At 69.8% G+C, this 24,811-nt stretch carries 22 protein-coding genes and 1 tRNA gene; 19 read left to right on the top strand and 4 right to left on the bottom strand.

The genetic code is table 11. The features are described 5' to 3' along the window. Positions 1-60 precede the first annotated feature (60 nt). On the bottom strand, positions 61-1,950 hold the full coding sequence (locus GobsT_RS33150) for a HEAT repeat domain-containing protein (protein ID WP_010046905.1): 1,890 nt from the start codon (positions 1,948-1,950) through the stop codon (positions 61-63). Positions 1,951-2,098: 148 nt separating this feature from the next. On the opposite strand from GobsT_RS33150, the gene GobsT_RS33145 reads away from it, so the two are divergent. From GobsT_RS33145 to GobsT_RS33065, 18 genes are all read left to right on the top strand, one after another. Continuing rightward, the gene (locus tag GobsT_RS33145) at positions 2,099-3,532 is read left to right on the top strand and encodes an oxidoreductase (protein WP_010046907.1); all 1,434 of its coding nucleotides are present in this window, start codon (positions 2,099-2,101) and stop codon (positions 3,530-3,532) included. A gap of 141 nt (positions 3,533-3,673) precedes the next feature. Continuing rightward, the gene (locus tag GobsT_RS33140; protein WP_010046909.1) at positions 3,674-4,021 is read left to right on the top strand and encodes a hypothetical protein; all 348 of its coding nucleotides are present in this window, start codon (positions 3,674-3,676) and stop codon (positions 4,019-4,021) included. Positions 4,022-4,143: 122 nt separating this feature from the next. Continuing rightward, positions 4,144-4,255: transfer RNA gene (locus tag GobsT_RS33135), tRNA-OTHER, on the top strand. Between the two features lie 121 nt (positions 4,256-4,376). Next, on the top strand, positions 4,377-4,907 hold the full coding sequence (locus GobsT_RS33130) for a hypothetical protein (protein ID WP_162097391.1): 531 nt from the start codon (positions 4,377-4,379) through the stop codon (positions 4,905-4,907). A gap of 125 nt (positions 4,908-5,032) precedes the next feature. Then, entirely contained in the window at positions 5,033-5,290 is a 258-nt protein-coding gene (locus GobsT_RS33125; protein WP_010046913.1) for a hypothetical protein, read from the top strand. Positions 5,291-5,398: 108 nt separating this feature from the next. Beyond that, positions 5,399-5,851 carry a hypothetical protein gene (locus GobsT_RS33120; protein WP_010046914.1) on the top strand — a complete coding sequence of 151 codons (453 nt, stop codon included), beginning with the start codon at positions 5,399-5,401 and terminating at the stop codon, positions 5,849-5,851. A 311-nt stretch (positions 5,852-6,162) separates the two neighbouring features. Continuing rightward, on the top strand, positions 6,163-6,333 hold the full coding sequence (locus GobsT_RS38445; RefSeq protein ID WP_157506941.1) for a hypothetical protein: 171 nt from the start codon (positions 6,163-6,165) through the stop codon (positions 6,331-6,333). A gap of 155 nt (positions 6,334-6,488) precedes the next feature. After that, positions 6,489-7,331, top strand: a complete 843-nt coding sequence (locus tag GobsT_RS33115) for a DUF1559 family PulG-like putative transporter (protein ID WP_010046919.1) — start codon at positions 6,489-6,491, stop codon at positions 7,329-7,331. A gap of 386 nt (positions 7,332-7,717) precedes the next feature. After that, positions 7,718-8,098 carry a hypothetical protein gene (locus GobsT_RS33110; RefSeq protein ID WP_010046922.1) on the top strand — a complete coding sequence of 127 codons (381 nt, stop codon included), beginning with the start codon at positions 7,718-7,720 and terminating at the stop codon, positions 8,096-8,098. A 101-nt stretch (positions 8,099-8,199) separates the two neighbouring features. After that, complete coding sequence (locus GobsT_RS33105; RefSeq protein WP_010046924.1) at positions 8,200-9,111, top strand: tetratricopeptide repeat protein; 912 nt, start codon at positions 8,200-8,202, stop codon at positions 9,109-9,111. Positions 9,112-9,565: 454 nt separating this feature from the next. Further along, on the top strand, positions 9,566-11,491 hold the full coding sequence (locus GobsT_RS33100) for a chemotaxis protein CheA (protein ID WP_029601173.1): 1,926 nt from the start codon (positions 9,566-9,568) through the stop codon (positions 11,489-11,491). 22 nt (positions 11,492-11,513) lie between these two features. After that, positions 11,514-11,951 (top strand): chemotaxis protein CheW, encoded by a 438-nt coding sequence (locus GobsT_RS33095; RefSeq protein ID WP_010046929.1) that lies wholly within the window; start codon positions 11,514-11,516, stop codon positions 11,949-11,951. A gap of 284 nt (positions 11,952-12,235) precedes the next feature. Then, the gene (locus GobsT_RS33090) at positions 12,236-14,296 is read left to right on the top strand and encodes a methyl-accepting chemotaxis protein (protein ID WP_109570710.1); all 2,061 of its coding nucleotides are present in this window, start codon (positions 12,236-12,238) and stop codon (positions 14,294-14,296) included. Positions 14,297-14,492: 196 nt separating this feature from the next. Then, entirely contained in the window at positions 14,493-15,329 is an 837-nt protein-coding gene (locus GobsT_RS33085; RefSeq protein WP_010036209.1) for a CheR family methyltransferase, read from the top strand. Between the two features lie 15 nt (positions 15,330-15,344). Further along, complete coding sequence (gene cheB / locus GobsT_RS33080; protein WP_010036211.1) at positions 15,345-16,382, top strand: chemotaxis-specific protein-glutamate methyltransferase CheB; 1,038 nt, start codon at positions 15,345-15,347, stop codon at positions 16,380-16,382. Beyond that, entirely contained in the window at positions 16,382-16,756 is a 375-nt protein-coding gene (locus GobsT_RS33075) for a response regulator (RefSeq protein WP_010036214.1), read from the top strand. Before cheB ends, GobsT_RS33075 begins: the two co-directional genes overlap by 1 nt. Further along, positions 16,753-17,373: a chemotaxis protein CheC gene (locus tag GobsT_RS33070; RefSeq protein WP_010036216.1), complete on the top strand. Its 621-nt coding sequence runs from the start codon at positions 16,753-16,755 to the stop codon at positions 17,371-17,373. Before GobsT_RS33075 ends, GobsT_RS33070 begins: the two co-directional genes overlap by 4 nt. A gap of 32 nt (positions 17,374-17,405) precedes the next feature. Further along, entirely contained in the window at positions 17,406-19,454 is a 2,049-nt protein-coding gene (locus GobsT_RS33065; RefSeq protein WP_010036218.1) for a hybrid sensor histidine kinase/response regulator, read from the top strand. Here GobsT_RS33065 and GobsT_RS33060 read toward each other — a convergent pair whose 3' ends face one another. Next, positions 19,455-19,727 (bottom strand): hypothetical protein, encoded by a 273-nt coding sequence (locus GobsT_RS33060; RefSeq protein ID WP_010036220.1) that lies wholly within the window; start codon positions 19,725-19,727, stop codon positions 19,455-19,457. Positions 19,728-20,247: 520 nt separating this feature from the next. Between GobsT_RS33060 and GobsT_RS33055 the strand changes: the two genes are divergently transcribed. After that, on the top strand, positions 20,248-20,994 hold the full coding sequence (locus GobsT_RS33055) for an SIMPL domain-containing protein (protein ID WP_157506590.1): 747 nt from the start codon (positions 20,248-20,250) through the stop codon (positions 20,992-20,994). A 179-nt stretch (positions 20,995-21,173) separates the two neighbouring features. On the opposite strand, the gene GobsT_RS33050 is transcribed toward GobsT_RS33055, so the two are convergent. Further along, the gene (locus tag GobsT_RS33050) at positions 21,174-21,671 is read right to left on the bottom strand and encodes a hypothetical protein (protein ID WP_148087967.1); all 498 of its coding nucleotides are present in this window, start codon (positions 21,669-21,671) and stop codon (positions 21,174-21,176) included. Positions 21,672-22,869: 1,198 nt separating this feature from the next. Further along, positions 22,870-24,753, bottom strand: coding sequence for an ATP-binding protein (locus GobsT_RS33045; RefSeq protein WP_010036230.1), 1,884 nt, complete (start codon positions 24,751-24,753; stop codon positions 22,870-22,872). Between the last annotated feature and the right edge of the window lie 58 nt (positions 24,754-24,811).

Raw genomic sequence — 24,811 nt, 5'->3', positions numbered from 1 at the left:
CACAAAGAGGTTCTCCGCTTGCGGGGAACCTCTTTGTGGTGAACCCGTCTGCCTTTTCCCTCACTTCTTCTCTTTGACGTACCACTCGCGCCAGGCGGTCGCGGCGGCGGTCTTCTGCTCGGCGGTCGGCACTGCGGGCGGGCCGAAATCTTTACCGGTCAAGCTCTTTAACCCGGCCTTCGCGGCTCGCGTTACTGCGTCGTCGGCGTCCGTGATCGCCGCGATCAGGTCCGGAATGTGGTCCTTGTCATCCTTCATCGCGCAGGCGAGCGCGGCGGACCGGCGTAGCTCGGGTTCGTCGGTTTTGAGCATCGCGCGGAGCGTCGCGGCGTTCATGCGGCACAGCCGTTCGGTCAGTGCCTCGCGTGCCGCCGCCTTTCGGTCGCCCGCGGAGTGTGTCGCGGCGAGCACCAGAGCCCGGGTTTGGGTGGTCCCCTTTGCGTCGCGCGTTTCGGCGAGCAGCTTCGCCCAATCGCTCCCCGACGCCTTGAGTATTTTCGACGCCAGCGTGATCGCCTCGTCGCCAGTCGGGTTCGGCAGGTCGATCGTCTGCGCGGGCACGGCCGTGCTCGTTCGGGTCGGCACCACATCGACCGGCTTCTGCACCCCGGCCCGCATTTCCGTGCTGGTCGGGTCTTTTTGGACCTTGGACGACAGGTCACGGGCCAAATTCGACCGGCACAGGAACAGCACCGCGAACGGCGTGTTCACTTCGGCACCGTAGGAACCGCCGATGGTCCAGGTGCCGTCGCGGTTCTGCGACCGCACCAACGCGGTGGACCCGATGTCGTACCAGTCGAACCCGCCGATTTTCTCCTGGCCGTACACGACCCCCACGCGTTCGAGGGACCACAGGAAGTACAGGTCACCGATGCCGTGCCCGCCGCCCTCGCTGGCGAACAGCAACCCCTTGCCGGTGCGGATCTGGTCGGCGATGGTCAGCCCCAGCCCGGCGAAAGCGCGCTGCACCACCGCGTCGCGCTCGTCGGCCGGTCGGGCGGGGGCCTTTTTCGGCGCCGGTTCTTTCGGCGCCGGCGGGTTGTAGAACGGGTCGTCGAGCTTGTCGGACTTGGCCGGCTCCTTTTTGGGCGGTGGCACCTCCGCCTTGAGCCGCCGCTCCTCGCGCCGGGCCACCCCGGTGGCCATCCCCAGCAGCCCGGCGCAGTACATCGACGGGCTGCCCACCCCCATCCCGGCCGCCGCGACGCCGCCGCTGTACGCCCAGTTGCCGGTGCGCCCGTCTTGTGAGGCGATGAACCGCTTTTCGATCAAATCGAGCGCGGTGTCCACGGGCACCCCGTGCTTACGCGCCATCCACATCGCGATCACCGCGAACTGCGTGTTCGAGTTGTCGTCCGTCATCCCCGCGCCGTTGGTCTGGGCCTTGGCCGCCGTTAACGCTTGCCCGTACCGCTCCGCGTCGGTGTGCAACTTGGGCGGCTTCCCGGCGGCGCCGGCGACCAGTTGGTTCGCCTTCAAATTGGCCTTCAGCCAGTCCACGTCGGTCTGCGGAATCGAGGGGCAGCACTCGTAGGTCCACCCGCCACCGGCCGTTTGTCCGACGAGCAGCCGGACCGCGAGCATCTGAATGAGGGGCACGTCGTTCGAGTCCCCGAACCGGTCCAGGAACATGAGGGACAGCGCGACGTAGTAGGTGCGGTTCTGCGTGTACGCGTGGGTCCGGACCGTGTTCGCGATGGATTTCACGGCGGGATCGTTGACCGGGGTGCCGGCTTCGAGCAGCGCCAGCCCCGCGAGGCACGCCGCGCCGAGGGTGGTGTCCTGGGCGCCGATCGCCGGCCCGCCCTTGTCGTATCGGGCTTTGAGGGCGGCGGTGCCGGCCTGGATCGCGCGGTCGATCTCGCGCGGCGTGGCCCCGTGCGCGGTCGGCCCCGGCACCGCGAGCAGCCCCGCGAAAAGAACGGTGAGACGGGCGGCGGTTGCGATCACAACGCGGTCCCTCCGAACACGAGCGAAATGGTGAGCCCTATTCTAACATCGTGGCGAGTGCGACGCGACCGCGAACCGTTCCGCTCGCGCCGGGGCGCGGGTTTGGTACTGTAACAGGAAACGACCACACCTCACCCCCAAGGCTCCGATGGCGAAGTTCTTCAAGTATAAGTCGGTCGCGGACCTGGAAGCGGAAAACGCCCGCCTCGGCACCGACCTGCGCTTCTCCGACGACCTGGCCCCCCTGTTCCGTCCGATCGCCGTCGGCCCGCGCACGGCCGGCAACCGGTGGTGCGTTCACCCGATGGAGGGGTGCGACGGGGAACCCGACGGCGCCCCCGGCCCGCTCACCTTCCGGCGCTACGCCCGGTTCGGGGCGGGCGGCGCAAAACTGATCTGGGGCGAAGCGTGCGCGGTCACGCCGGGGGCGCGGGCCAACCCGCGCCAGATCGTGCTGAACCCGAACACGAAGCCCCACTTCGCGCGGATCGTCGAGGAGTGCCGCGCGGCGCACCGCGGCGCCAACGGGACCGATTCGGACCTGCTGTTCGGGCTGCAACTGACGCACTCGGGCCGGTACAGCCACCCGCACCCGATCATCGCCACCCACGACCCCGTTCTCGACCCGCGCACCGTCGCGAACAAGGCGACCGGTGAGAAGGTGACGGCGGACTACCCGCTCATCACCGACGACGAACTCAAGCGGCTCGTGGACGATTACGTTGCGACCGCGAAGCTCGCGGTAGAGGTCGGGTTCGACTTCGTCGACGTGAAGCAGTGCCACCGGTACTTGCTCAACGAACTCCTCGGGGCGCGCAACCGCCCGGGGCCGTACGGCGGCAGCTACGAGAACCGCACCCGGTTCGCCCGCGAGGTGATTCAGGCGGTTCGCGCCGCGGTGCCGGCCCACGTCGTCGTCGCCACGCGAATGAACCTGTTCGACGGCATCCCCTTCCACAAGGGGGAAGACGATGCCGGCGCGCCGGACGCGCACGCGCTGCCGCTCGTCAACGGGTGGGGCATGTCGGAGACGGAGCCGTTCGCGGTGGACCTCACGGAACCGCTCCGGTGGATCGGTGAGATGCGCGCCCTGGGTGTGACGCTCGTCAACGCGACGATGGGCAACCCCTACGCGCAGCCGCACTACGGGCGCCCCTTCGAGTACCCGCCGCCGGACGGGTACGAGTCGCCCGAGCACCCGCTGATCGGCGTGGACCGCCACTTCCGCGCCGCCGCCACGGTTCAAGCGGCGTACCCGGATCTGGCCCTTGTGGGGACGGGGTACAGTTACCTGCAAGAGTTCCTGCCGCAGGCGGGGGCGGCGAACGTGCGCGACGGGCGCATCAACATTGTGGGGGTGGGGCGCGCAACGCTCTCGCAGCCCGACTGGGTGCGCCAGCTCCTCGACACCGGTAAGCTGGACCGCAAACGGGTGTGCCGGACGTTCAGCTACTGTACGGCCCTGATGCGCACGAAGCAGCACCCGCTGGGCCAGTACGAGACCGGGTGCCCGCCGTTCGACAAGGAGGCTTACGGCGACGTGTGGAAGGAAGTGCAGCAGTTGCACGTGAAGAAAGCGTAACCAGAGGGCGCGACAGCAAGGCACTTGCTTGCAGGCCAGCCCCAAGCCCGGTATAAGTCTTTAGGCTTGATACCAGGCTTGGGGCTGCTGGGCGTTCCTTCGCACACCAAACACTGGTTCGGCGAGGGAGGGCGATGGGACATGGGGCGGTGGGGCACCGACACCTTCCAAAGCGACGACGCCTGCGAGTACGCCTGCGGCCTTGCCCGGCAACTCGTCGCCGAGCTCGACCGGTTCGCGGCCGATCCGGAGTTGAACGTCCACGACGTGGACGACGAGGTGGCGGCTCGGCTGGTGGTACTGGCTTTCCTGGTCGAGCGGTGCCGGGCGCACGTGGACGCGGCAATCGTGGCCCGGTGGTCGGCACGGTTCCTCGGGGTATGCGACTCGGACGAGGGGCTGGACAGCTACTACCGGGATGAGGACGTGGCACCGCGGCGGGCCTCCATCGCGGCGCCGCTGGAGGCGATGCAGCAGAGGGCCGGGTAAGGTGTTCAGGCCGAACCCGGCGCTGCACCTGACACCGCCATGTAGTTTGGACGGCATCGCTCATCGGGTGATGGTGGTGCAGGTGGGCTGTTCGTTCGGCACCCGAGGGCGCAGGCGCGCGTGCGGCGGTAGCCCAGTGGAGACGGCACCTGTCCCGTCGCGTAACCGCGTCGGGCCGGGGTGGGGTTCACCTTCGGGTGACGACCTTCGCGGGTTCGAATCCCGCCCGCCGCATTCGTGTCCCGGGAATGCCGTGCATCGCGCATTCCCTGCGCGGCCGAGGCCGCCCCAGACGCTGCACCTGACACCGCCGGCTGATTCGGGACGCACCGCTCATCCGGTGATGGCGGTGCAGGTGAGTTCATTGTTCGGCAAGGGAGGAGCGATGCGGGTGGGTAAAGGCGAGCAGTCGTCGCGGCGGTGGAAATGGGTTGCCGTCGCGTCGATGGTCGCGGCGGCCGGTCTGCTCGCCGCTCTGGTGGTGGCGGTTGCGGCCCCCGTTCGACTCACCCGCATGACCGACGACCGGCTGCTCGGCACCTGGCAGTCCGACGCCGACCGGACCGTCGCCGGCATCCGGGAGCGGAAGCCGGTGGACGACAAGCAGGAGGCCGCCCTCCGCACCCTGTTCGGCAAGCTGCGCGTGACGTACACCGCGACGGCCCTCACGACCGACCTCAACGGCCAAGCGGAGACGGACCGGTACGCCGTGCTGGGCAAGGACAAGCACTCGGTCGTCATCCGCGAGATCAAGGACAAGCCGTCGCCGCTGGACGGCGTGATGGAACTGAGCGAGTTCACGATCATCCAGTTCGACGGCCCGGACGCGTACTGGGTGACGACCCAGATCGGCGGCATCCGCGAGTACTTCAAGCGGGTCCGGTAGCGGCTGGCACCAAAGGCACGCCGCCTCCGGCGCGGCACCTGACACCGCCGCGGTATTGCGACGCACCGCGGCTCGGGGCGTGGCGGTGCAGGTGAACTGTTTGTTCGGCGAGGGAGGGCTCCGGGGTGCAGCGGTTGTGGAGTGAGATCGACCTCCATGTCGCCGCGATGCTCCTGATGCTCGCCCCGGCGGCGTGCCTAAGTTGGTGGGGGCTGGCGATCCCGCTCCTGGTTCCGCAGGGTCGGATCGGCACTCGGGCGTTCGTGGACTATCCGGCGTTCAAGCAGTGGCGGTGGGCGTACTTGGCCGTCAACGAGGTTCTGGTGTTCGGAACTGTTGGCTTGCTGGCCGGAGTTCGGTTCGCCGTCGCCTCGGCAGCGTAGGACGCCGAATCAGTCGCGGCACCTAACACCGCCGCAGTATTGCGACGCATCGCGGCTCGGGACGTGGCGGTGCCGGTGGGCTGTTTGTTCGGCAAGAGAGGCGCTGGGGTGGAGTCGGTGTTCAACAAGAATCCTGGCTACCGCCCCGAGGCCGAGTGGCGGCGGATGCTCGGCGGACTGGTGGAGTCGCTGTCCGCCCACACCGGCATCCGGTTCGCGCCGACCTCGTGGTTCATTGAGGATCACCCCGGCTACGCCAACTCCGGCGGGTGCGTGGACGTTCGCGGCCCAGTCAGCCCGGCGCTGCGGCTGGAGGCGTGCGGCGTGGTGTGCATCAGCGTCAACCACGGCCAGGCGGCCTCAGCGTCAGCCGCCGTCCTGCTGTTCTCCGGCGGGCGGCGGGTACTCGGGCCGGACGCCCAAGAGGTAGTCGTGTTCCGTTACACCCCGAACGGGTGGGTGGATCACGGTTGGGTGTGCGGAGAGTGTGGCGAGTGGGAGAAGGGCCAGTACCCCACCGACGCGAGGTGGCAACGCGCCGAACCTGACACCGCCGGCTGATTCGGGACGCATCGTTCATCCGGTGGCGGTGCTGGTGGGCTGTTCGTTCGGCAGCGGAAGGCGCGAATGCGCGGGGGGCATCAGTTGGCAACTGAGACGACGCTTCTAACGATCTCCTTCCTCGTCGATCAGGACCCCGAGGTTGCCCGCCGCACCTTATTACCGTTGCAAGCGGATGAGCAAATCCGCAAGGCTGTGCTCGCGGCATTGGCGGCGGTGCTGAGTGAGGAGCGGCCGGACGTGCGGGTGGAGTGGGAGTCGATGTCCCTCGTTCCGCTGGAGGGCAAGCCGGCCGTCGGTCGGTGTGCGGTGTGCAATCGGTGGTATACGACCTGGAGAACGCCACCGAACTGACCCCGACGCGGATCAGTCGCGGGGCCGTCGTGGCCGGGCGGTATCGGTGCGACGAGCACCTGCCGCCGGAGCACCCGGTGTGCTTCGGCCGCGGGTACGACGGGCCGGTCCCGGACGCCGTAGTGTAGCTGCGGCGTCGGCTGCTTCCCACAGGTCAAACGCAACGCGGCGTCTACGTCGCCAGTGGGCAACGTTACCGCGGTCCGGTTCTTCGCCCGGAAGCGGGTGCTCGACAACGGCGGGTTCGGACCAACGCGCCACAAGTTCCACGGAGGGGAGCGACATGCGCCGCACCGGGTTCACTCTGATCGAGCTTTTGGTCGTCATCGCGATCCTCGCGGTGCTGATCGGCCTCCTCCTCCCCGCGGTCCAGAAGGTCCGCGAGACCGCGGTGCGCATGCGCAGCTCGAACAACATGCGACAAATCGCCCTGGCCCTTCACAACGTGGCGAACACGCACGACGGGCGCCTCCCCTCGATTGATGCGAGGAAGGGGAGCATTAACCACCCGATCGACTCTCCGTTCGATTTCGTTCTCCCCTACGTCGAGCAGGACGCGCTGTACCGGCTCCGGCGCGAGAACCGGGCGTTCAACTACGTCTGTCCCGTCTACCGCAGCCCGGCGGACCCGACGCTGACCCCCGACGTCTCCTTCGCCACCCTGACCAGCTACGCCGTCAACGCGTTCGCGCTCGAGGGCTCGCCCTCGTTGGCCGCGACGTTCACGGACGGCACCTCGAACACCGTACTGCTGGCGGAGCGGTTCGCCCGGTGCGCGGACACGGCCACCGAGTACACGTACACCGATGTGGCCGTCGTCGCGCGGCGAGCGACGTTCGCCGACGGCGGCCCGGTCGCCGGCGGCCGCAACTTGAACGACGTTTACCCCGTGACATCGGCGGCCCCGCCCGTCAGTCGCGGCAGCCGGGGAGCCGTGACGTTTCAGGTTCTGCCGATGCCGTTCGCCGAGAGGTGCGATCCGTCCCTCGCGCAGACCCCGCACCGGGGCGGGATGATTGTTGCCCGCGCGGACGGGTCCGTCGGAACCGTCTCGCCTTCGATCGCCGAAACGATTTATTGGGGCGCCATAACGCCAAACGGTGGCGAGGTCCTGGACGAACGATAAGTGCCGCCAATCGGTACGCACAGAATAATTGGTATCACGGGACAATTCACGCCGTTCGCGGTGTTGGTCACCTTAACGGTGTGCCCAGCCGCGACCGCCCGCCGCGACCCCACCCGGCGTTCGAGCACGCCTCGATCACCAGCACCGCGCCCGGGTATCGGGCCAACAGTTGGTCCATTGTCGCGGGGGCGTGTCCAAGGTGCGGAACGTGTGCTCCTGAGTGCTCCGCTGGTAACCGCACGCCACGCTCTTGTACCGACCCAGGTCGATCGCCAGAATGGTGTCCGATGCCGTCGCAAGCCTCCGAGATCCCAAGGGCGAGCAGCCCTCACCGTGGCACACATTGCTTGCATGGATTCGTTCGGCACCCGGAGGGAGGGTGACTGGTGGCGTTCGTGAAACTCCTCCCACCCGAAGGTGGCGCCCCCCTGTCGGTCGCGGACGTGATCCGCCGGTTGGCGGACGAGTTCGCCGAGGTTCACGCCGATCCGGACGCAGGCCAAGACCATGTGGCAGGCATGATCGCTGCCACCCTGCGGTTCTCAGACGCGCTGCCCGGCAAGTGGGAGCGACTGGCGAGACTCCAGTCGGTTCAGCATGCGGCCGTGTGTGTCTCGTTCGGCGACGACCTCGGCAACGTGGCCGCCTGTTGCGTCATGCCGGACTCGGAGCTGTTCTTCGGTAGCCCGGACGAGGTGGACGGCCCCGCCTGGCCACTGGTCGAGCGCGCGGCCTCGGCGCTGGGATACAGGGTGGATGCGGGGTGAGCGCCGATCCGAACCCGACAGCGCCGCGGAGCAGTTCACCTGCACCGCGGCTCGGGACGTGGCGGTGCAGGTGAACTGTTCTTTTAGCGGCGGATGGAGCGATGCCAATCGACTGGTATTACACCCTCAATGGCGTCGAGCGCGGCCCGGCCACGGTATCCCAGATCGATCAGTTGGTGGCCGCTGGGGTTCTCCGGCCCACCGATCTGGCGTGGCGTAAGGTGGCGGCGCGAGGTCGGGAGGCCCAGTTCCTTGTTGCGAACCTCCTCGGAGGGGAGCCGGAAGACGAAGGCCAGCGGCTGGTGGCCGTGGCCGCCCGCGGGCGGTCGATGGGCGGCGGGCTGAGCACGGGGCACTGGCACGACGCGTGCGCGGCCCACCAGGAGGCGACGTGTTGGGCGCTCGCGGCGCTTGCCGCCCAAGCCGCCCTCCGCCGCCCGGACGTGCCCGCGAACGCGGCGGCTCTGGCCGAGTGCTACTTCGCCCTCGGCGCGCTCCACCAGTCCGCGGGCCGCCTCGGCAGCGCGGGGTGGGCGCTCGACGAGGCGGGCGCGATCCGCGAGCGGCTCGCCCGCTCCGCGCCCCGGGACCACGAGTACCAGCAGGCACTGGCCGCCAGCTTCAACCAGCGGGGCCTGCTCCACCGCGACCTCGGCGCGCTGGACGAGGCGAAGGCGTCGATCGGGAAGGCGGTGGCGATCCGCAGTCAGTTGTTGCAGGCGCGCCCGAACGACCCGTGGACGGCGGTCCTCCTGGGCGGGGCGCTTTGCAACCTGGGCGCCGTCCTGTGCGATCAGGGCCGTTACCCGGAAGCGCTCGACCAGTACGAGCAGGCCGTCCCACTGATTGAGGGCCAACTTGCGGAACGCGCGCGCGTGGGCTTGTCCGCCCTCTGGGGCTGGCTCTTCCCGCGCGCGCGGTCCCGCCGGCGCTCGCTGGAATCGACGGCGCGGTCGTACCTGGCGAATACCCAGGCGGGTCGTGCGAGGGTCCTTGAACTGCTGGGGGGGTAGGGGGGGCCGCCAAACAGCCGAACCCGCCGCTACATCGGACCGCGACCCCTGGGTTTTTCCCGGCACCGGTCGCGGGGGGTGCGGCGGTGAACTGTAAGTTCAACTTCGGAAGGCGTGCCGCGATGAAGAAGTCGGAGCGGGTTGCGAAGGCGGTCGCGCGGCAGGCCCGTCGGCAGCAGTACGCACACGAGGAAGCCGCTATGCGGGCCTTCCTCCGGGAGTGTCGCGCCTGCTTACCAGCTTCCAAGACGCTTGCACGGCCCCCGGCCCTCTGCGCGGAGAGTGTGAGTCACTTCTAACGGTCGCGCCGGCCGTAACGGTTAAATGACCCGCAGTCGGTCGGCGGTGCGATGCGTGGTCTGTAACGGCTGGGTAAAATGGGTGCCGTGAGCTATTTTTGCTAGGCTCCCTGATAATGCTGGAGCCGCGACCGCGCACGGCGGACCCTTTCATTGTGACCTCCGACGACCCGAGCGATACAGACGACCTGTTTCCGGATTATCTGGTCGAATGCGACGAGCATCTGACCGGGGCGCGGAACCTGTTGCTCGCGCTCGAAGCGAACCCCGGCGCCGCCCGGCCCGAACGCCTCGACGAGCTGTTCCGGCACTTCCACACCCTCAAGGGACTGTCGGGGATCGCGGGCGTCGGGCAGGCGGAGTCGGTCGCCCATCAACTGGAGGAGTACCTCGGCGCGGTTCGCAAGGGGCGCGCCGCGCTGAACCCGGAAGGGATCGCCGCGCTGGTGGACGGGGTGGCGGCGCTCGAAGCCGTCATTGCCGCCCGGCGGGACAACACGCCCGCGCCCGAAACCGGCGCGCTGGCCGCACGCCTGGCCGCGCTAACCAGCGCCTCGGCCGGTGCCACCGCCCCCCCGAGTCCGGAGCCCGCCCCCGCGTCAGAAACAACCGGACCCGCGGGAGGCGCGAGCCGAACGTGGAAGGTCACGTTCGCGCCCACTCCGGCGCTGGCCGCGTCGGGGGTGAACGTGGGCACCGTGCGCGAGCGCCTGCGCGCCGCCGGCCAGATCGTCCGCGCCGCACCGGTGGCCACCCCCGGGGGCGTTTCGTTCACCTTCGTCGTTACCAGTTCTGACCCGCACTTTGAATCGCTCTTCGCCGCGGACGGGCTGGGCGTGGAACCCCTCGATCGGCCCGCCCCGGTGCCGGCGGACGAGCCGGCGCGGGTGGCGCCGCTGGCCCCGAGCAACGTCGTCCGCGTGGACCTCACGCGCCTCGACGAGCTGATGCGCGCGGTCGGGGAGCTGGCGATCACCCGGGCGCGCCTGGACGGGGCGCTGGAGCGCGTGGCGCAACTGCTCCCCGCCGCCGAGCGGCGCGAGCTGCACGAAACGAGCCTCACCGTGGGCCGGCAGTTGCGCGACCTGCGCGACGGCGTGATGCGGGTCCGGCTCGTGCCCGTGCGGGACCTGTTCGCGCGCATGCGGCTGGTGGTCCGCGACCTGGCCCGCGAGCCCGGGCGCGGCGTCGATCTCGTGCTCACTGGCGAGAGCACCGAGATCGACAAGTTCGTAGTCGAGCGGCTCGCCGATCCGCTGCTGCACCTCGTCCGGAACGCCGTCAGCCACGGCCTGGAACCCGCGTCGGAGCGGGCGGCCGCCGGGAAGCCGGCGCGCGGGCGCATCGACCTGCGCGCCGCCGCGGCCGGCGGGGCGGTGGTGATCGAGGTCGAGGACGACGGGCGCGGGATCGACCCCGAGCGGGTGTTCGCCCGCGCCCGGCAGGCCGGGCTGGCGCCGCCCGGCGGTTGGACCGACCCGGGCGCCGTTCTGGACCTGATCTGCGCGCCCGGGTTCTCCACACAGGACGCGGCGGACCGCGCGAGCGGGCGCGGGGTCGGGATGGACGTGGTCCGGCGCGCGGTGGAGGAACTCGGCGGGACCCTCGACCTGACGACCCGGCCCGGCCGCGGCGCCCGGTTCGCCGTCCGGCTCCCGCTCACGCTCGCCATCGCCGACGCCCTGATCGTGACCGTCGGCGGGCAGACCTACGCCGCGCCGCAGGCGGCGGTACGCGCGGTGCTGGCGGTCGAACCGGACGCCGTCACCGCGCTGGAGAACAACGAGCTGATCCGGAACCACGAGGGCGTGCTCCCGCTGCTGCGCCTGGCGGACCTGTTCGGCGCGCCGCGGCCGGCTGGGGCGTTCCCGGCGCTGGTGGTGGGCGAGGGGCGGTCCGCGCTCGCGCTGGGCGTCGATCGCGTGATCGGGCTGCGCGAGGTGGTCGTGCGCCGGCTCGCCGACCCCCTGGTCCAGGTGCCCGGGCTGGCAGGCGCGACCGAACTCGGCGACGGCCGCGCGGTCCTCATTCTCGACGCCCCCGGGCTGGCCCGGTACGCCCGCACGCGCGCACCCCGCTGACCACCAACGAGGCGAACTGACCGTGGCGACCGCAGAACCGTACGTCCTGTTCGAGCTGGCCGGGACCGCGTATGCGGTGCCCAGCGCCGCCGTGCAGCGGATGGAGATGGTCGAGCAGGTGACGCCGGTGCCGAACGCCCCGGCGTTCGTCGACGGGGTCGTGTTCTCGCGCGGCCAGGTGGTGCCGGCGATGAGCCTGCGGGGCCGGTTCGGGTTCCCGCGCCGCGGGTACGACGCGGCGACGCGCCTCATCGTGGTCGCGCACGGCGCCCGGACCGTCGGCCTGATCGTCGATTCGGCCCGCGAGTTCGTGACCATCCCGGCGGACGCGGTCCACCCGCCGCCCGAGGGCATGGCCGGCACCAGCGGCAAATACCTGGGCGGCGTCGCCACGGTCGGCGGCCGCGTGGTGCTGATCCTGAACGTGGCCGAAGTGCTCGGCCACACGAACGCTCACTGATTTCAGTCGTTTCAAGTTCCAAGTTCCACGTAAAGCCAAAAGGCACACGAAGGGCACGGCTTTTGTTCAGCCGGTTCCCAACCTTGGAACCTGGAACTTGAAACTACTGGATTTACGATCCGGTTGCTGGTGTCAGTTTTTGGCTTTGTGGCACAGACGTTCCTGTCTGTGCGGCGGGGTAAGGGCGCCCAGACAGGAATGTCTGGGCCACAAGAAGCAGTCACCGTCAGCCGGATTGTCGGGTACGGGTCCGCAGCGGCACAACGAACTCACCGGAGAACCACATGGCCACCGAGTCCGCCGACGCCGCCGTTCCGCTCGCCGCCGCCGCGACGGACGAACTCGCCCGCATTGTGGACGCCACGCTAACCGGCGCGAGCGCCCAGGCCCAAGCGCTGGACGCGGCGGCGGCGGCGGCGAGCGGAACGGCGGCGTCCCTCAAGGAGACCGCGGGGCAGGCCGGCGCCGTGGCCGGCGCGATGGAGGAGTTCGCCTCCTCGATCAACGAGATGGCGGCGTCCGTCGAGCAACTGAACGCCACCACCGCCGAGTTCAACGTCGGGCTCACCGAGACCGCCGCGGCCACCGAGGAGGCGGCCGCGTCCGTCCGCGCGGTGACCGGCAAGGCGCAGGAAATGGGGGCCGCCGCGGCCACCGTGCGCGGCGCGATGGCCGAGGTGGCGGCCTCGGTGAAGGCGGTGAGCGGCGACACGGCGGCCCTGGCCGCCTCAGTGGAGCAGGGCGCGACCGCGGTCGAGCAGCTCGGCCGCTCGATCCGGCAGGTGGCCGGGAGCGCCGACGAGATGACCGCCGCGGCGGAAACCGCGGCCTCCGCGATCAACCAGATGGCCGCGTCGACCGAGCAGATGGCCGCGACCGCGGAGAGCCTCAGCGCCGAGGTGGAGGGCGTCGCCACCGGGATCGAGCAGGCCGCGCGGTCCGCCACCGGGGTGGCCCAGAGCGCCGAAAGAATCACCGACGTGGCCGCCGGCGCGGCCGCCAGCGCGACCCAACTCGACCGGTCCATCCGCGCCGTCGCCGACCTCGCCAAGGAGGCCAACGCGGTGACGGCCCGCATCGCCCGCGAGGCCGAGGAGGGCGGGGCGGCGGTGCAGAAGTCGATCGCCGGGCTGGGCCGGGTCCGCGACTCCATGACCCAGTCGGCCGGGGCGATCAAGGAGATGGGCAAGCGGGCCGGGGAGATCGGCGGGATCGTGTCGACCATCAACACCATCGCCGAGCGGACCAACCTGCTGTCGCTCAACGCGTCGATCGAGGCCGCCCGCGCGGGCGAGGCCGGGCGCGGGTTCGCGGTCGTCGCGGAGGAGATCCGCAACCTCGCCAACCGGGCCGCCCAGGCGACCGCCGACATCGCCGTGATCGTGCGGGGGCTGCAAGAGGCGGTGCAAGAAGCGGTCGCCACGTCCAACGAGGGCGCGAAAGTTGCTTACGAAAGTGGGCAGCTCGCCGAGGACGGCATCGCCGGGTTGAAGAAGATCCTCACGGGCGTTCAGGGAACCACGCAAATCGTCGCCCAGATCGCCCGGGCGTCGGAGGAGCAGTTTCAGGCGAGCAACCAGGTAGTGAGCGCGATCGGCACCACGGCGGCGCAGGCGCGACAGGTGGCGGCGGCGTCTGCTGAGCAGACCCGGGCGCTACAAGGGACCGTTCTGTCGACCGGCCAGATGCGCAAGATCTCGCGCCAGGTCGCGCAGGCGATGGGCGAGCAGGGCCGGAGCACGCGGGACATCATCAAAGCCGGCCAGGCGACCCGGCTCCTCGCCCAGCAGGTCCGGCACGCAACCAACGAGCAGGCGGCCGGGGCCGCCCAGATCACGCAGTCGCTGGTGTCCATGCGGAAGGTCGCGGCGAGTACGGCGCGGGCCGTCGCCGAGCAGTCGGCGGCGACCGACCAAGTGGCGGCGGAAACGGACCGGCTCGTCGCGCTGATCGCCGACGTGACCCGCGCCACCGCCGAACAGGCGACGGCGGCCGACCAGGTGGCGAAGGCGGTCGGGGGGATGCGCCGCCAGTCCGGGCAGGTGGGCCAAGCGCTCGGCGAGCAGACCCGGGCCACCAAGGACATGACGGCCACGGCCGAGCACGTGTCCCGGCAGATGGCACTCATCACCCGGGCCAACCGCGAGCACTCCGCGGCGTGCGAGTCGGTGCTCGGCACGCTGGCCGCCGCCCGCGAAGGGACCGAGCGCACGCTCCAGGGCGCGCGGGAATCGCAGCGCCTGACCGAGGGGTTGCGCGAGCGCGTGGCGGCGCTCAGCGCGGTGGCCAGTAAGCCCCGGCGCCCGGCCCCGAAGCCACGCCCGCCGAAGGGTAACAAGCCGTAGCGGCGTGGGGCGGTGCTGGCAGGCGGGTGCAACCGCCTCCCTGCCGAGCCGTTGCTCTTCAACCGGCTTTGGTCTGAATTACGGGAACCTGTTCGATGGGGCCGAAAACGTCGAAGCGCGCGCGGGGGGGGGGCCCCCGGGCGCGCGCGTGCCGCCGGCCGGTAGGGGCACCCGAGCGCCCGGCCGGGTGCCGGATATGACGCCGGCCGGGGAGCAGCCCGAACTGCCGCTCGGGACCTTCGTCATCTTGCGCGACCTGATCCGCGACCGCATCGGCGTGTCGTTCGAGGATGAGAAGCGCGACCTCCTGGGCAGCAAACTCACCGACCGCGTCCGGGACCTGAAACTGGACTCGTTCCTGGACTACTACTACCTACTCAAGTATGGCCCGGGGTCGGACGAGGAGTGGCCGCACCTGACCGACGCGCTGTCCGTTCAGGAGACGTACTTCTGGCGCGAGCACGAGCAGGTGCGGGCGCTCGTCGACGTGCTCGTGCCCCAGCACGTGGCGGCGGGGCGCGGCCCGGTCCGGGTGTGGTCGGCCGCGTGCGCCACGGGCGAGGAGCCGCTCAGCATCGCGATCGCGCTCAACGAGGCCGGCTGGTTCGACCGGGCCGATGTCGAGGTGTGGGCCAGCGACGTCAGCCCCGCGGCGCTCGAGAAGGCCCGGCGCGGCGTGTACCGCGAGCGCTCGTTCCGGGTCCTCCCGCCGCACCTGCGCGAGAAGTACTTTGCTCCCGCCGAAGGCGGCACGAAGGTGGCCCCCGAGCTGCACGCGCGGGTCCAGTTCCGGCCGGCGAACCTGCTGAACGCGGACGACACGCGCGCCCTCGCGGCCGCCCCGTTCATCTTTTGCCGGAACGTGTTCATCTACTTTTCCGCCGCGACCGTTGCGCGGGTCGTCCGCGGGTTCGCCGAGCGGACGCCGGCGCCGGCGTACCTGTTCACCGGCGCGGCGGAGTCCCTGCTGCGGGTGGCGAGCGCGTTCCAGTTGGAAGAGATCGCCAAGGCGTTCGTGTACGTCAAACGCTGATCGCCCGGGAGAGCCGTGAACGACATCGTGCGTGTCTTGATCGTGGACGACTCCGCGTACGTCCGCAAATCCGTCCGCCAGATGCTGGCCCGGAGCCCGTTCCTCGAAGTGGTCGGGGTGGCGCGGGACGGCGACGAGGCGCTCGAACAGGTGGAGGCGCTCCGGCCGGACGTGGTCACGCTCGACCTCCACATGCCCCGGTCCGACGGGCTCGACTTCCTCAAGCGGCAGATGGCCAAGCGGCCGCTCCCGGTCGTCGTCCTGAGCACCGCGGGCGAGAGCGACGAGCTGGCGGTGCGTGCCCTCGAGGCCGGCGCCGTCGAGGTGGTCCAGAAGCCGACCGCGCTGGCCACCGAGAAGGTGTTCGAGGTGGCCGACCGGCTGATCGCGACGGTGAAGGCCGTCGCCGCCGCGCGCGTGGCCCCCGTGGCCCGGGGGCCGCTCCCCGGTGCGCCGCCCCCGGCCGCCGCGCCGAAGGCCAAACGGGCCGACGTGCTGGTGGTCGGGGTTTCGACGGGCGGGCCGCAGGCCCTCAAGCACCTCGTCCCCCGGTTCCCGGCGGACTTCCCGGTGCCGATTGCGATAGTCCTGCACATGCCGGTCGGCTACACTGAGCTTTTCGCCAGGAGCCTTGCAGCGGTCGCGCGCGTGGCCGTGTCCGAGGCGCGCGAGGGCGATACGTTTCGTCCGGGCGCGGCGCTGGTCGCGCCCGCCGGACACCACCTGACGTGTGCCCGCCAGCGGGACGGAACGGTGGCCGCCCGGCTGAGCCTGCACCCGCTCGACACGCCGCACCGGCCGGCGGTGGACGTGCTGTTCCGCTCGGCGGCCGAGGTGTACGGCGAACGCACGCTCGGGGTGGTGCTCACCGGCATGGGGTCGGACGGCACACAGGGGGCGGCGTGGATCAAGGCGCAGGGCGGCCGGGTGTTCACCGAGGCCGAGTCGTCGTGCGTGGTCTACGGGATGCCGCGGTCGGTGGCGGAGGGCGGGCTGAGCGACCGGGCGGTCCCGCTGGATCAGATGGCCGAGGCGATTCTGGAGGCCCTGTGATGGCGAAAATCCTGGTGGTGGACGACTCGGCCCTGTCGCGGCGGGTCTCGCGCCGCATCCTGGAGGGCGCGGGGCACAGCGTCGCGGACGTGCCGGACGGGCTGGCCGCGCTGGAGCGGTACGCGCTCGACAAGCCGGACCTCGTGCTGCTCGATGTGACGATGACCGAGATGAACGGGCTGGAGGTGCTCCGGCAGCTCCGGGTGATGGACCCGGGGGCCGTGGTGGTGATGGCCACCGCCGACGTGCAGACCTCCACCCGCGAACTGGCCGACGCGGGCGGGGCGTCCGGGTTCGTGCCCAAGCCGCTCGCCGCCGACGCCGTCCTCCGGGCCGTCGCCGCCGCGCTCGGGCGCCAGGGGGCCGCCCAGTGAGGCTCACCGAGGGGCAAACGGACGCGGTCACCGAGGCGGTGAACATCGCGTTCTCGCGGACCGCGGCGGCGCTGTCGGAGATCACCGGCAACCGCGTCGAGCTGGCGGTGCCGGAGGTGTCCGCGCACCCGATCGCCGAGCTGCTCCCGGCCCTCCACCGGTTCGTCCAGGGGGAGGTCGCGACGGTCCACCAGATCTTCGGCGGGCCGGTGTCGGGGGACGCGTTCCTGCTGCTGGACATCGACGGGGCCTCCAAGCTGGTCGGGCTGCTGGCGGAGGCCGGGGCGCCGACCGGGCAGATGGGCGACTCCGCGCGCGAGGTGCTGGCCGAGATCGGCAACATCCTGCTGAACGCGTGCCTCGGGGTGTTCGGCGATTTGCTCCAGGTCCGATTTACATTCGCGGTGCCGCGGCTACACTTAGATTCACTCGGCTCAATGCTGGACACGCTGGTCATCGGCGCGGACGAGATCCGTCACGCGCTGCTCGTCGGCGCGCGGTTCAAGGTCCGCGCCAGCGAGGTGACCGGGTGCATGGTGCTGGTGCTCGGCATCAACTCACTTGATCTGTTCGTTCGGGCGATCGAGGACTGGGCCGAACGGGCCGCCAGCGCGTGAGGACACCGGGGCGCACGCGAACGAGTGAACAGATGGTTGTATCGGCCGATCTCGTTCGCGAACTGGACGCCGTCGGGGACTGGGGCCTCCTCGCGACGGACGCCGGGCTTGTCGTGACCGGTTGGAACCGGTGGCTGGAGCGGGCCAGCGGGTGGCCCGCCGCGGCGGTGCTGGGGCGCGGGCTGCTGGACCTGTTCCCGGATCTCGCGGCCCGCGGGCTCGAACGGTACTACCGGCAGGCGCTGGCCGGGCAAACGGCGATCCTCTCGCAACAGTTCCACAAGTACGTGCTTCCCATCCCTACGCCCGTGCCCGGGGCGCCGCAATCGCTAATGCAGCAGTCGGTGCGGGTGCTCCCGCTCGTCACCGGGGTGAACGCCGGTGGCACGCTGACGCTCGTCGCGGACGTCACCGAGCGGGTGGTCCGCGACGCCGAGCTGCGCGCCCGCGGGCGGCAGCAGGCGTCCCTCGCACAGTCCGCGCGGGCCGCGCTGGCGGGCCACGACATCGTGGAACTGTGCGGCGACGCGGTCCGCCGGCTCGCCGAAACGGTGGGCGCCGAGCTGGCCGAGGTGCTCGAACTCCTGCCCGGCGGGGGCGAGTGGGGGCGGCTCGCGGGTTCCGGCTGGGCCGAACCGTCCGCCCTGCTGCGCCCCGGCACAAGTCCCCGGATCGACACCGCGCTGCGCTCCGAAGGGGCCGTCGCGCTCGGCGACCCCGGGGGCGGTGCCCCGCTGGACCCGGACCTGAAAGCGGCGGGCGCCGCGAGCGGGCTGGTCGTGCGCATCCCCGGCCGCGGCCCGCGCCCGTTCGGGCTGCTCGGCGCGTACACCCACGCCCCGCGCCGGTTCACCCCCGACGAGATCCAGTACGCGCAAGCGCTGGCCGACGTCATCGGCAGCGCGGTGGAGCGGAAGCGCCTGGAAACCGAGCTGCGGCTGCGCGCCAAAGAACTCGCGGACGCGGACCGGCGCAAGGACGAGTTCCTGGCGATGCTGGCCCACGAGCTGCGCAACCCGCTCGCCCCGGTGCGCAACGCCGTCTACGTCCTCCAGTCCACCAAGTCCGACGACCCCGACGTGGCCCGGCTGACCGGCATCCTGGGCCGCCAGGTGGGGCAGATGGCCCACTTGGTGGACGACCTGCTCGACGTGTCGCGGCTGACGAGCGGGAAGGTGACCCTGCACCGGGAGCGGGTGGCGCTCGCGGACGCGATCGCCCGGGCGGTCGAAACGGCCCGCCCGCTGATCGAGTCCCGGCGGCACGAGCTGATCGTTTCCGTCCCGCCGGACCCGATCCCGCTCGACGCCGACCCGACGCGGCTGACCCAGATCTTCGGCAACCTGCTGAACAACGCCGCGAAGTACACCGACCCCGGCGGGCGCATCGAGCTGAGCGCCGCGCGCGAGGGCGGCGGGGCGGTGGTCCGCGTCCGCGACAACGGGATCGGGCTGAGCCCCGAGATGCTGCTGCGGGCGTTCGACCTGTTCACCCAGGAGCCGCGCACGCTGGACCGCGCGCAGGGCGGCCTCGGCATCGGCCTCACCCTCGTGCGCAACCTCGTCGAGCTGCACGGCGGGAGCGTCGAGGCGCACAGCGCCGGCCCCGGGCGCGGGAGCGAGTTCGTGGTCCGCCTGCCGGCCCTCGGGACGGGCACCGCGGGTACACGCCCGAACGGCGAGCCGACGCACGCGGCCCCCGCGACCCACCGGCTCTTGATCGTGGACGACAACGTCGATTCGGCCGAAAGCCTGGCCGAGCTTTTGTCGCTGAGCGGCCACACGGTGCGGACCGCGCACGACGGCCCGGCCGCGCTCCGCGACGCCGCGGCGCACCCTCCCGGTGTCGTGCTGCTCGACATCGGGCTGCCCCGCATGAGCGGTTACGAGGTCGCGACCCGGTTGCGCCAGATCCCGGGCCTCCGGGACGTGACGCTCATCGCGATGACCGGCTACGGCCAGGACGACGACCGGCGCCGGTCGCAAGAGGCGGGCTTCAACCACCACCTCGTGAAGCCGGTCGACCTCAACGAGGTGACCGCCCTGCTCCAGTCGATTCCCGCCTCGCCCCACACGCTTTAATCACGGTCCGGTTGCCGACGCCGGGTTCGGTGCGGGCCGCTGCGCACAGCGGGCGCGTGGCTCGTCGTCGTCGCGCCGCGGGAGCCGGCTCCGTTTGCGGAGGTTGTTCAGCCCGTGGAGGACATCGAACTCGCAGCGCTCGCCGGCCCGGGCGCGAACCAACTCCAGGAACTCGGCGCGGAGTTCGGGATCGCACAGGATGCGATCGACCGAACAATCGACGGGATGGGACTTCAGCATCACCCGGTACGACTCGATCAGAACCGGTTCCATGTCGCGGCTCCGTGGGGGCGGTTCCGCGAGTTGTTCCGGCCGGGTGGGCGGAGTTCGACAAAAAATTCCGCCGCTCACGACCGCCCGGAGCAGGTGCGGCATGCAACGGCGCATGCGCGGGGTGGTTGCGGGCCGCGCGCCGATTTGTTAGTCTCACGCACAGTACAATCTCAGTGGTTTCAAGTTCCAGGTTCCAAGTTTCACGTAAAACTCAAAAGGCATACGAATGGCCGGAGCTTTTACTGGACTGATTCCCGACTTGGAACCCGGAGTTTGAAACTGCTGGATCCGAGCAATCGGCCTCGGTGGCGACTGGTTTTCGACACGAATCCGGTCCGCACGGGGCACCGTCGTCCGGTGCGCCGGGCTCGTGCCAAATCAGACAAACCCCGCGGCTCGTTGCTTCGCGAACGTCACTCACGCCGGAGGAGCGGGACGGATGGCCGAATCTACCTCTGTTCGATCGATGGTCAGCGCCAATGCCACCGCGGTCGTCCGGCAAAGGCCGTCGGTTCTGCTCATGATCGCTCGCGTTCGGGCCGCCGGGGCCACCCTGGACGCCTCACTGGCTGAGATGCACCAGTTGGCAGACGACACCGTGCGCCGGCTGATGCGCCTGGGGGCCACCCGCGCCTGGGCCGGCGATTCGCACCCCGACGATCAGGCCGACCCCGACCCGATCGCCCGGATGCGTGCGGCCGCCGGGCGCGGCGCGCGGGGAGCGACCCCGGAGGACCGGCGGGGCGTGAACGTGGCGGTGGCGGCCACCTGGGACATTACCGGGCTGTCGGCCGACGCGGTGTTGAGTTTGGTCGATCAACTCCGGTTCGATGTCGCGGCGAACGTCAACCCGTCGGAGCCGACGTCGGAGCGGGAGCCCTTACCGTGGGCCGACCCGGCGGCACAGATCCAGCATATGATCGCAAAAGCGACCCAACCGGAGGACGACCGCTCGCCCAAATTCGTGTACATCGCCCGGCCGACCGATGAGCAACTGACCCGGGCTTCAGCCGAGGCGTACCGGGCCGCCCGGGGCCGCGCCGAGCGCCTGGCCCGGGCGGCCGGGCGGCAACTCGGCGTGGTGTCTTCGCTGAACTACGGGCACGCCGCCTCCGTCCGGCCGGACCGCATGATGACGGATCAGCGGTGCAGTGCCCTACTGGCCGCGGTCGGTTACGTGCTTGAGGAAGACGAGGTCGCGTCGGACGACCCGCGTGCGACCGAACTGGCCGTGACCGTCCACGTCTCCCACTACCTCGCGGAGTGACCGCCCTTGTGTCCGTGCCACGCACTGCCCAACGTCTCCGATTCTGCTCACACCGGGGCGCCAGCCTTTCGGCGTGGGGCAACCGAGTGTTTACTCGCCGGGGCTTCGGAGCAGACTTAGCGTGCGCCGGAAAAGGCGGGCGGCGTCACGCGTTTGCGACACACCAATCGAGGCGAGCGTCAACCCCGCGTTTCGAGCCGCCGGGCGATGACGTAATCGCAGTAGTTGAAGGTGAACGTACCGTCCACGTCGTAGACCTGGAGCAAGAACGTTTTGTTCAGGCAGAAGTTTCGGTTAATCGCGGACCAGTACGGATTGCTGTATTTCCCGAAATCGATCGAGAGGAACGCTTCCGCCGCCTCGATCAGCAATTTGTGGTACACGAGCCGCTTGCTGTCTGGTTCGTTGTGCCACGCCTCGTACTCATCTCGAATCAGCGACCCGTCGGACTCGGCTGAGAAGTAATATTTCCACGCCGCGATGTCGTCGGATCTGTCATCGCGGGTCTGGATGGTGACGGACGACATGCGGTGCCAGGGTACGAACTCGTAGAGCACCCCGCGCAGGTCATGATCGGCCCACTGCTCGGCGGGAATCTTGGCAAGCAGTTGCTCGATCTCGCGCCTGAACTTGGCTCGCACATCCGGCCCCGGGGCGTAAGTGGCGGTCTCAACCACGATCATTCCTCGGTCGGAGCCAAGTTGGTGAAACCGATTCGGTGCGTCGCGCCGTCGTGATGCACCAACACCTTGAGTACCACCAGTATCCCGGTTGAGCGAAGGGCGGATCGATTGGCGCGGCCTATTCTTTGTGCTGCCGGGTCATGTTGCGTTGATATAAGTTTCCGGAGACTTACGATGAATTTGTCGTAAATCGCATCTGGCGCGGAGATGCTCCGTGAGAGCTGTTCCTGGTGGCAGTGTCCCGCTCAACGACATCTAACACGCGCTGGCTGCCTTTGCAGATCGCACAATCTCTTCTGCTCCTCCGTATTTAAGCAGCGCGCATGTCTTTGCATCGTCTCGGGTGCGCCACTCCTTGCACGTGCCCTTCTCGGTGCTGAATGTCTCGCCTGGGCGGAGGCGATCCACTGCCACCCGATCCCGCGCTTCAGCGACGCAGTCCGCGCGGATGCCGACGAACCGGAACGGGAGCGTCCGGCCTGACTCTTGGTCACTTCGTACCGCAGCACTCCTGCTTCGCTTGGCGTGACAACACCTCAGCCGACAAGGCTACAGACCACGGCAATGTGGCCGCTCACCAAAGCGTTGTCGTCACGGCGACTGGCTCTTCGCGTGCCGTGCCATCAGTTAGATAGGCGAGTTGTTTCGCCCGCGGTTGGTCTTTCTCGCGGATCGCGTCCGAGGGCCATCGAGCGGTTTGGGCGGTCCCGGCTCACGCGGGGCAATGCTGGACCGTGGCCGTGCGCAATCGAACGGATTGAGCCAGTGCGGGTTGCGGGAACGTGCCGGGGATGCGGATAACCGATGGGGCGCCGACTGGACATTCGCTGCCGTTGGACTGGTCACGAGCTACCGATTCGCTGGGTGGTCGCTACCACCGAATCCCACGCTCGGAGCGTGCCAGAAGTGCCCGAGACGAGCGGAGGACAGTTTCAGCGCCGTCCGCGCAACGCGATGCAACGTCATACCGAATAGACCCTTGCGGCGGTTCTGGTTCGGATGTGCTGTGCGATTGTCCTGGGCAAAAACTTGATGTCGGTCACCCCAAGAGCTGCCGTTCGGACTTTTGGAAGTGCGACGTGGGAGAAATGCGATGGAACAATACCCGATGCACCGGCGATGCGGTCGCCGGCGCCCACGAGCGAGAGTGGGGATTTCCAAGCCGATCACAGGGCGTGTTGGGGCCAGCCTCTCATTCCGCCAGACGCAGCTTCGCTTGGCTCGGGTCGATGCTGACCAACAGCGGTCGGGCGAAGTGCGGAAAGCTGACCACCGCCTGACCCGGGGCGAGGTTCGGGAGCCGGTCCCAGAGTCCTTCGTCCACGCCGCCGACGGTGCGCTTCAGCAGCGTCACCACCTGCGGGTCTTGCAGCTTGTGGAGGATGAACGAGTTGCACAGCCCCAGCACCTGCTTCGGGAGGTGCGCGGGGAGCTGCGTGACGAAGCACAGCCCGAGCCACCGCTTGCGGCCCCGCTTCGCGATCTTCGCCACCTGCTCGAACAGCACCGGGGTCTTGTTGATCCGCTCCTCGCTCAGGAACTCGTGCGCCTCCTCGATCACGATCAGCACCGGCGTCGGCGCCGACTTCTGCTGCTCGGCCTTTTCGCACGCGAGGTCTTGCGCGTCCTGGATGCCCCGCAGGATGTCCGCGATGACGAGGTTGTTCAGCTCCGAGAACCCGGTGTCCGACAGGTCGATCACGGACAGCGCGCCGGGCTTCAGCAGGTTCGCGTACTTCAGCGGCTGGGTGCCGTCGCGGGTCTCGTCGAAGAACACCTTGAGCCGGTTCAGCCGCGACAGCCGGCCGTGGACCGCGTGCCACGACACCGTGTTGCCCGGCGGGTTCGCCGCGTGGACCCGCTTGTTCAGGTGGTCGACCGCGCCGGACTGCTTCAGCTCGCGGCACCACGGGTCGAAGGTCGGGGCGTCGTCGGCGTCGTCGTCGCCCTTCTTCCCGCGCTTCTTGTCGCCCTTGGGCTCGGCCCGCAGCGCGCACGCGCGGGTGATGTCGATGAGCAGCGGGACGGTGACCCGCGGGTAGCCGCGCTCGAACTCGTCGAGGTCGAGCGCCATCTGCTCCTGCTCGGGGTGCCCCCTTTGCGGGAAGATGTCGAGGTCGCGGAGGAGCGGCTTGGCGATGTCGTACACCTTCAGGAACCGCTCCTGCTGGGCGTCGGAGAGGTCGAGGATCTCCATCACGGCGTAGGGCGAGAGCCGGGCGAACTGGAGCGAGAACGGCTTGCAGTTCGGGAAGTCCGGGTTCGCCGTCCCGCGGCCCACCAGGTGGTAGACCGTCATGTCCTGCTCGGGCACGCCCGCGGGTGCCAGCCCCCGGGCGCGGAGCCCGTCGCACATCGTCTTGTGGTCGGTGGGCTGGTGCAGCGCGGTGTACTCGCCTTCCACGTCGAGCACGACGACCGCCATCCCGGCCGCCCGCGCCCGGGCGATGAGGCCCGCGACGGTGGTGGACTTCCCGCCGCCGGTGGTGCCGAGCACCGCGGTGTGGCGGGGGAACACGGCCTTGGCGTGCGACGGCGCCCCGACCTCGACGGTCTGGTGCCCCACCGCCAGCCCGAGCCGCACGTTCCCGCCGCACTTCAGCACGCGGGCGGCGTCCGCGTCGTCGAGCACGAACACCGGGCTGTTGGGGAGCGGGCGCAGGCGCGGCGGGGCCAGTTCGCCGCCCTTGAGTTCTTCGCCGAGGATGGTCACCTGAACGCGGCCGTGGAACGGCGGCAGGTAGTCGCCGCGGTGGGTGGCGACGGCCTTGAGGATGTCGGAGTCGGCGCGGAGCCCGTCCGGCTCGGCGAACGGGCCGGCGGTGACCACCCCGAGGTAGTTGCGCTCGTCCTTGCGGCTCTTGATCCGCACCAGCGACTGCGACGGCGCGAGCTGAAGGTGGTCGCGCCCGAGCAGCACCGTGACGGTGAGGTCGTCGCTGCCGGGCAGGTCGAACATGGTGACGCCGACCGACCCGGCGTCGTCGGGGTGGGCGAACTTCGGCCCGCCCGCGCGGGCGATCTCGTTCGCGAGTTGCTGTTGCGGCTCGGTCAGCACGCCGTTCGATCCGGGCATTGGAACGCCTCCGAGAAGAAAGAGGTTTCGCCGCAGAGGGTACGAACGGGCGCAGAGA

The sequence above is a fragment of the Gemmata obscuriglobus genome (assembly GCF_008065095.1).
In the GTDB taxonomy this organism is placed as follows: Bacteria; Planctomycetota; Planctomycetia; order Gemmatales; family Gemmataceae; genus Gemmata; species Gemmata obscuriglobus.
This window is presented reverse-complemented; position numbering and strand designations above follow the sequence as displayed.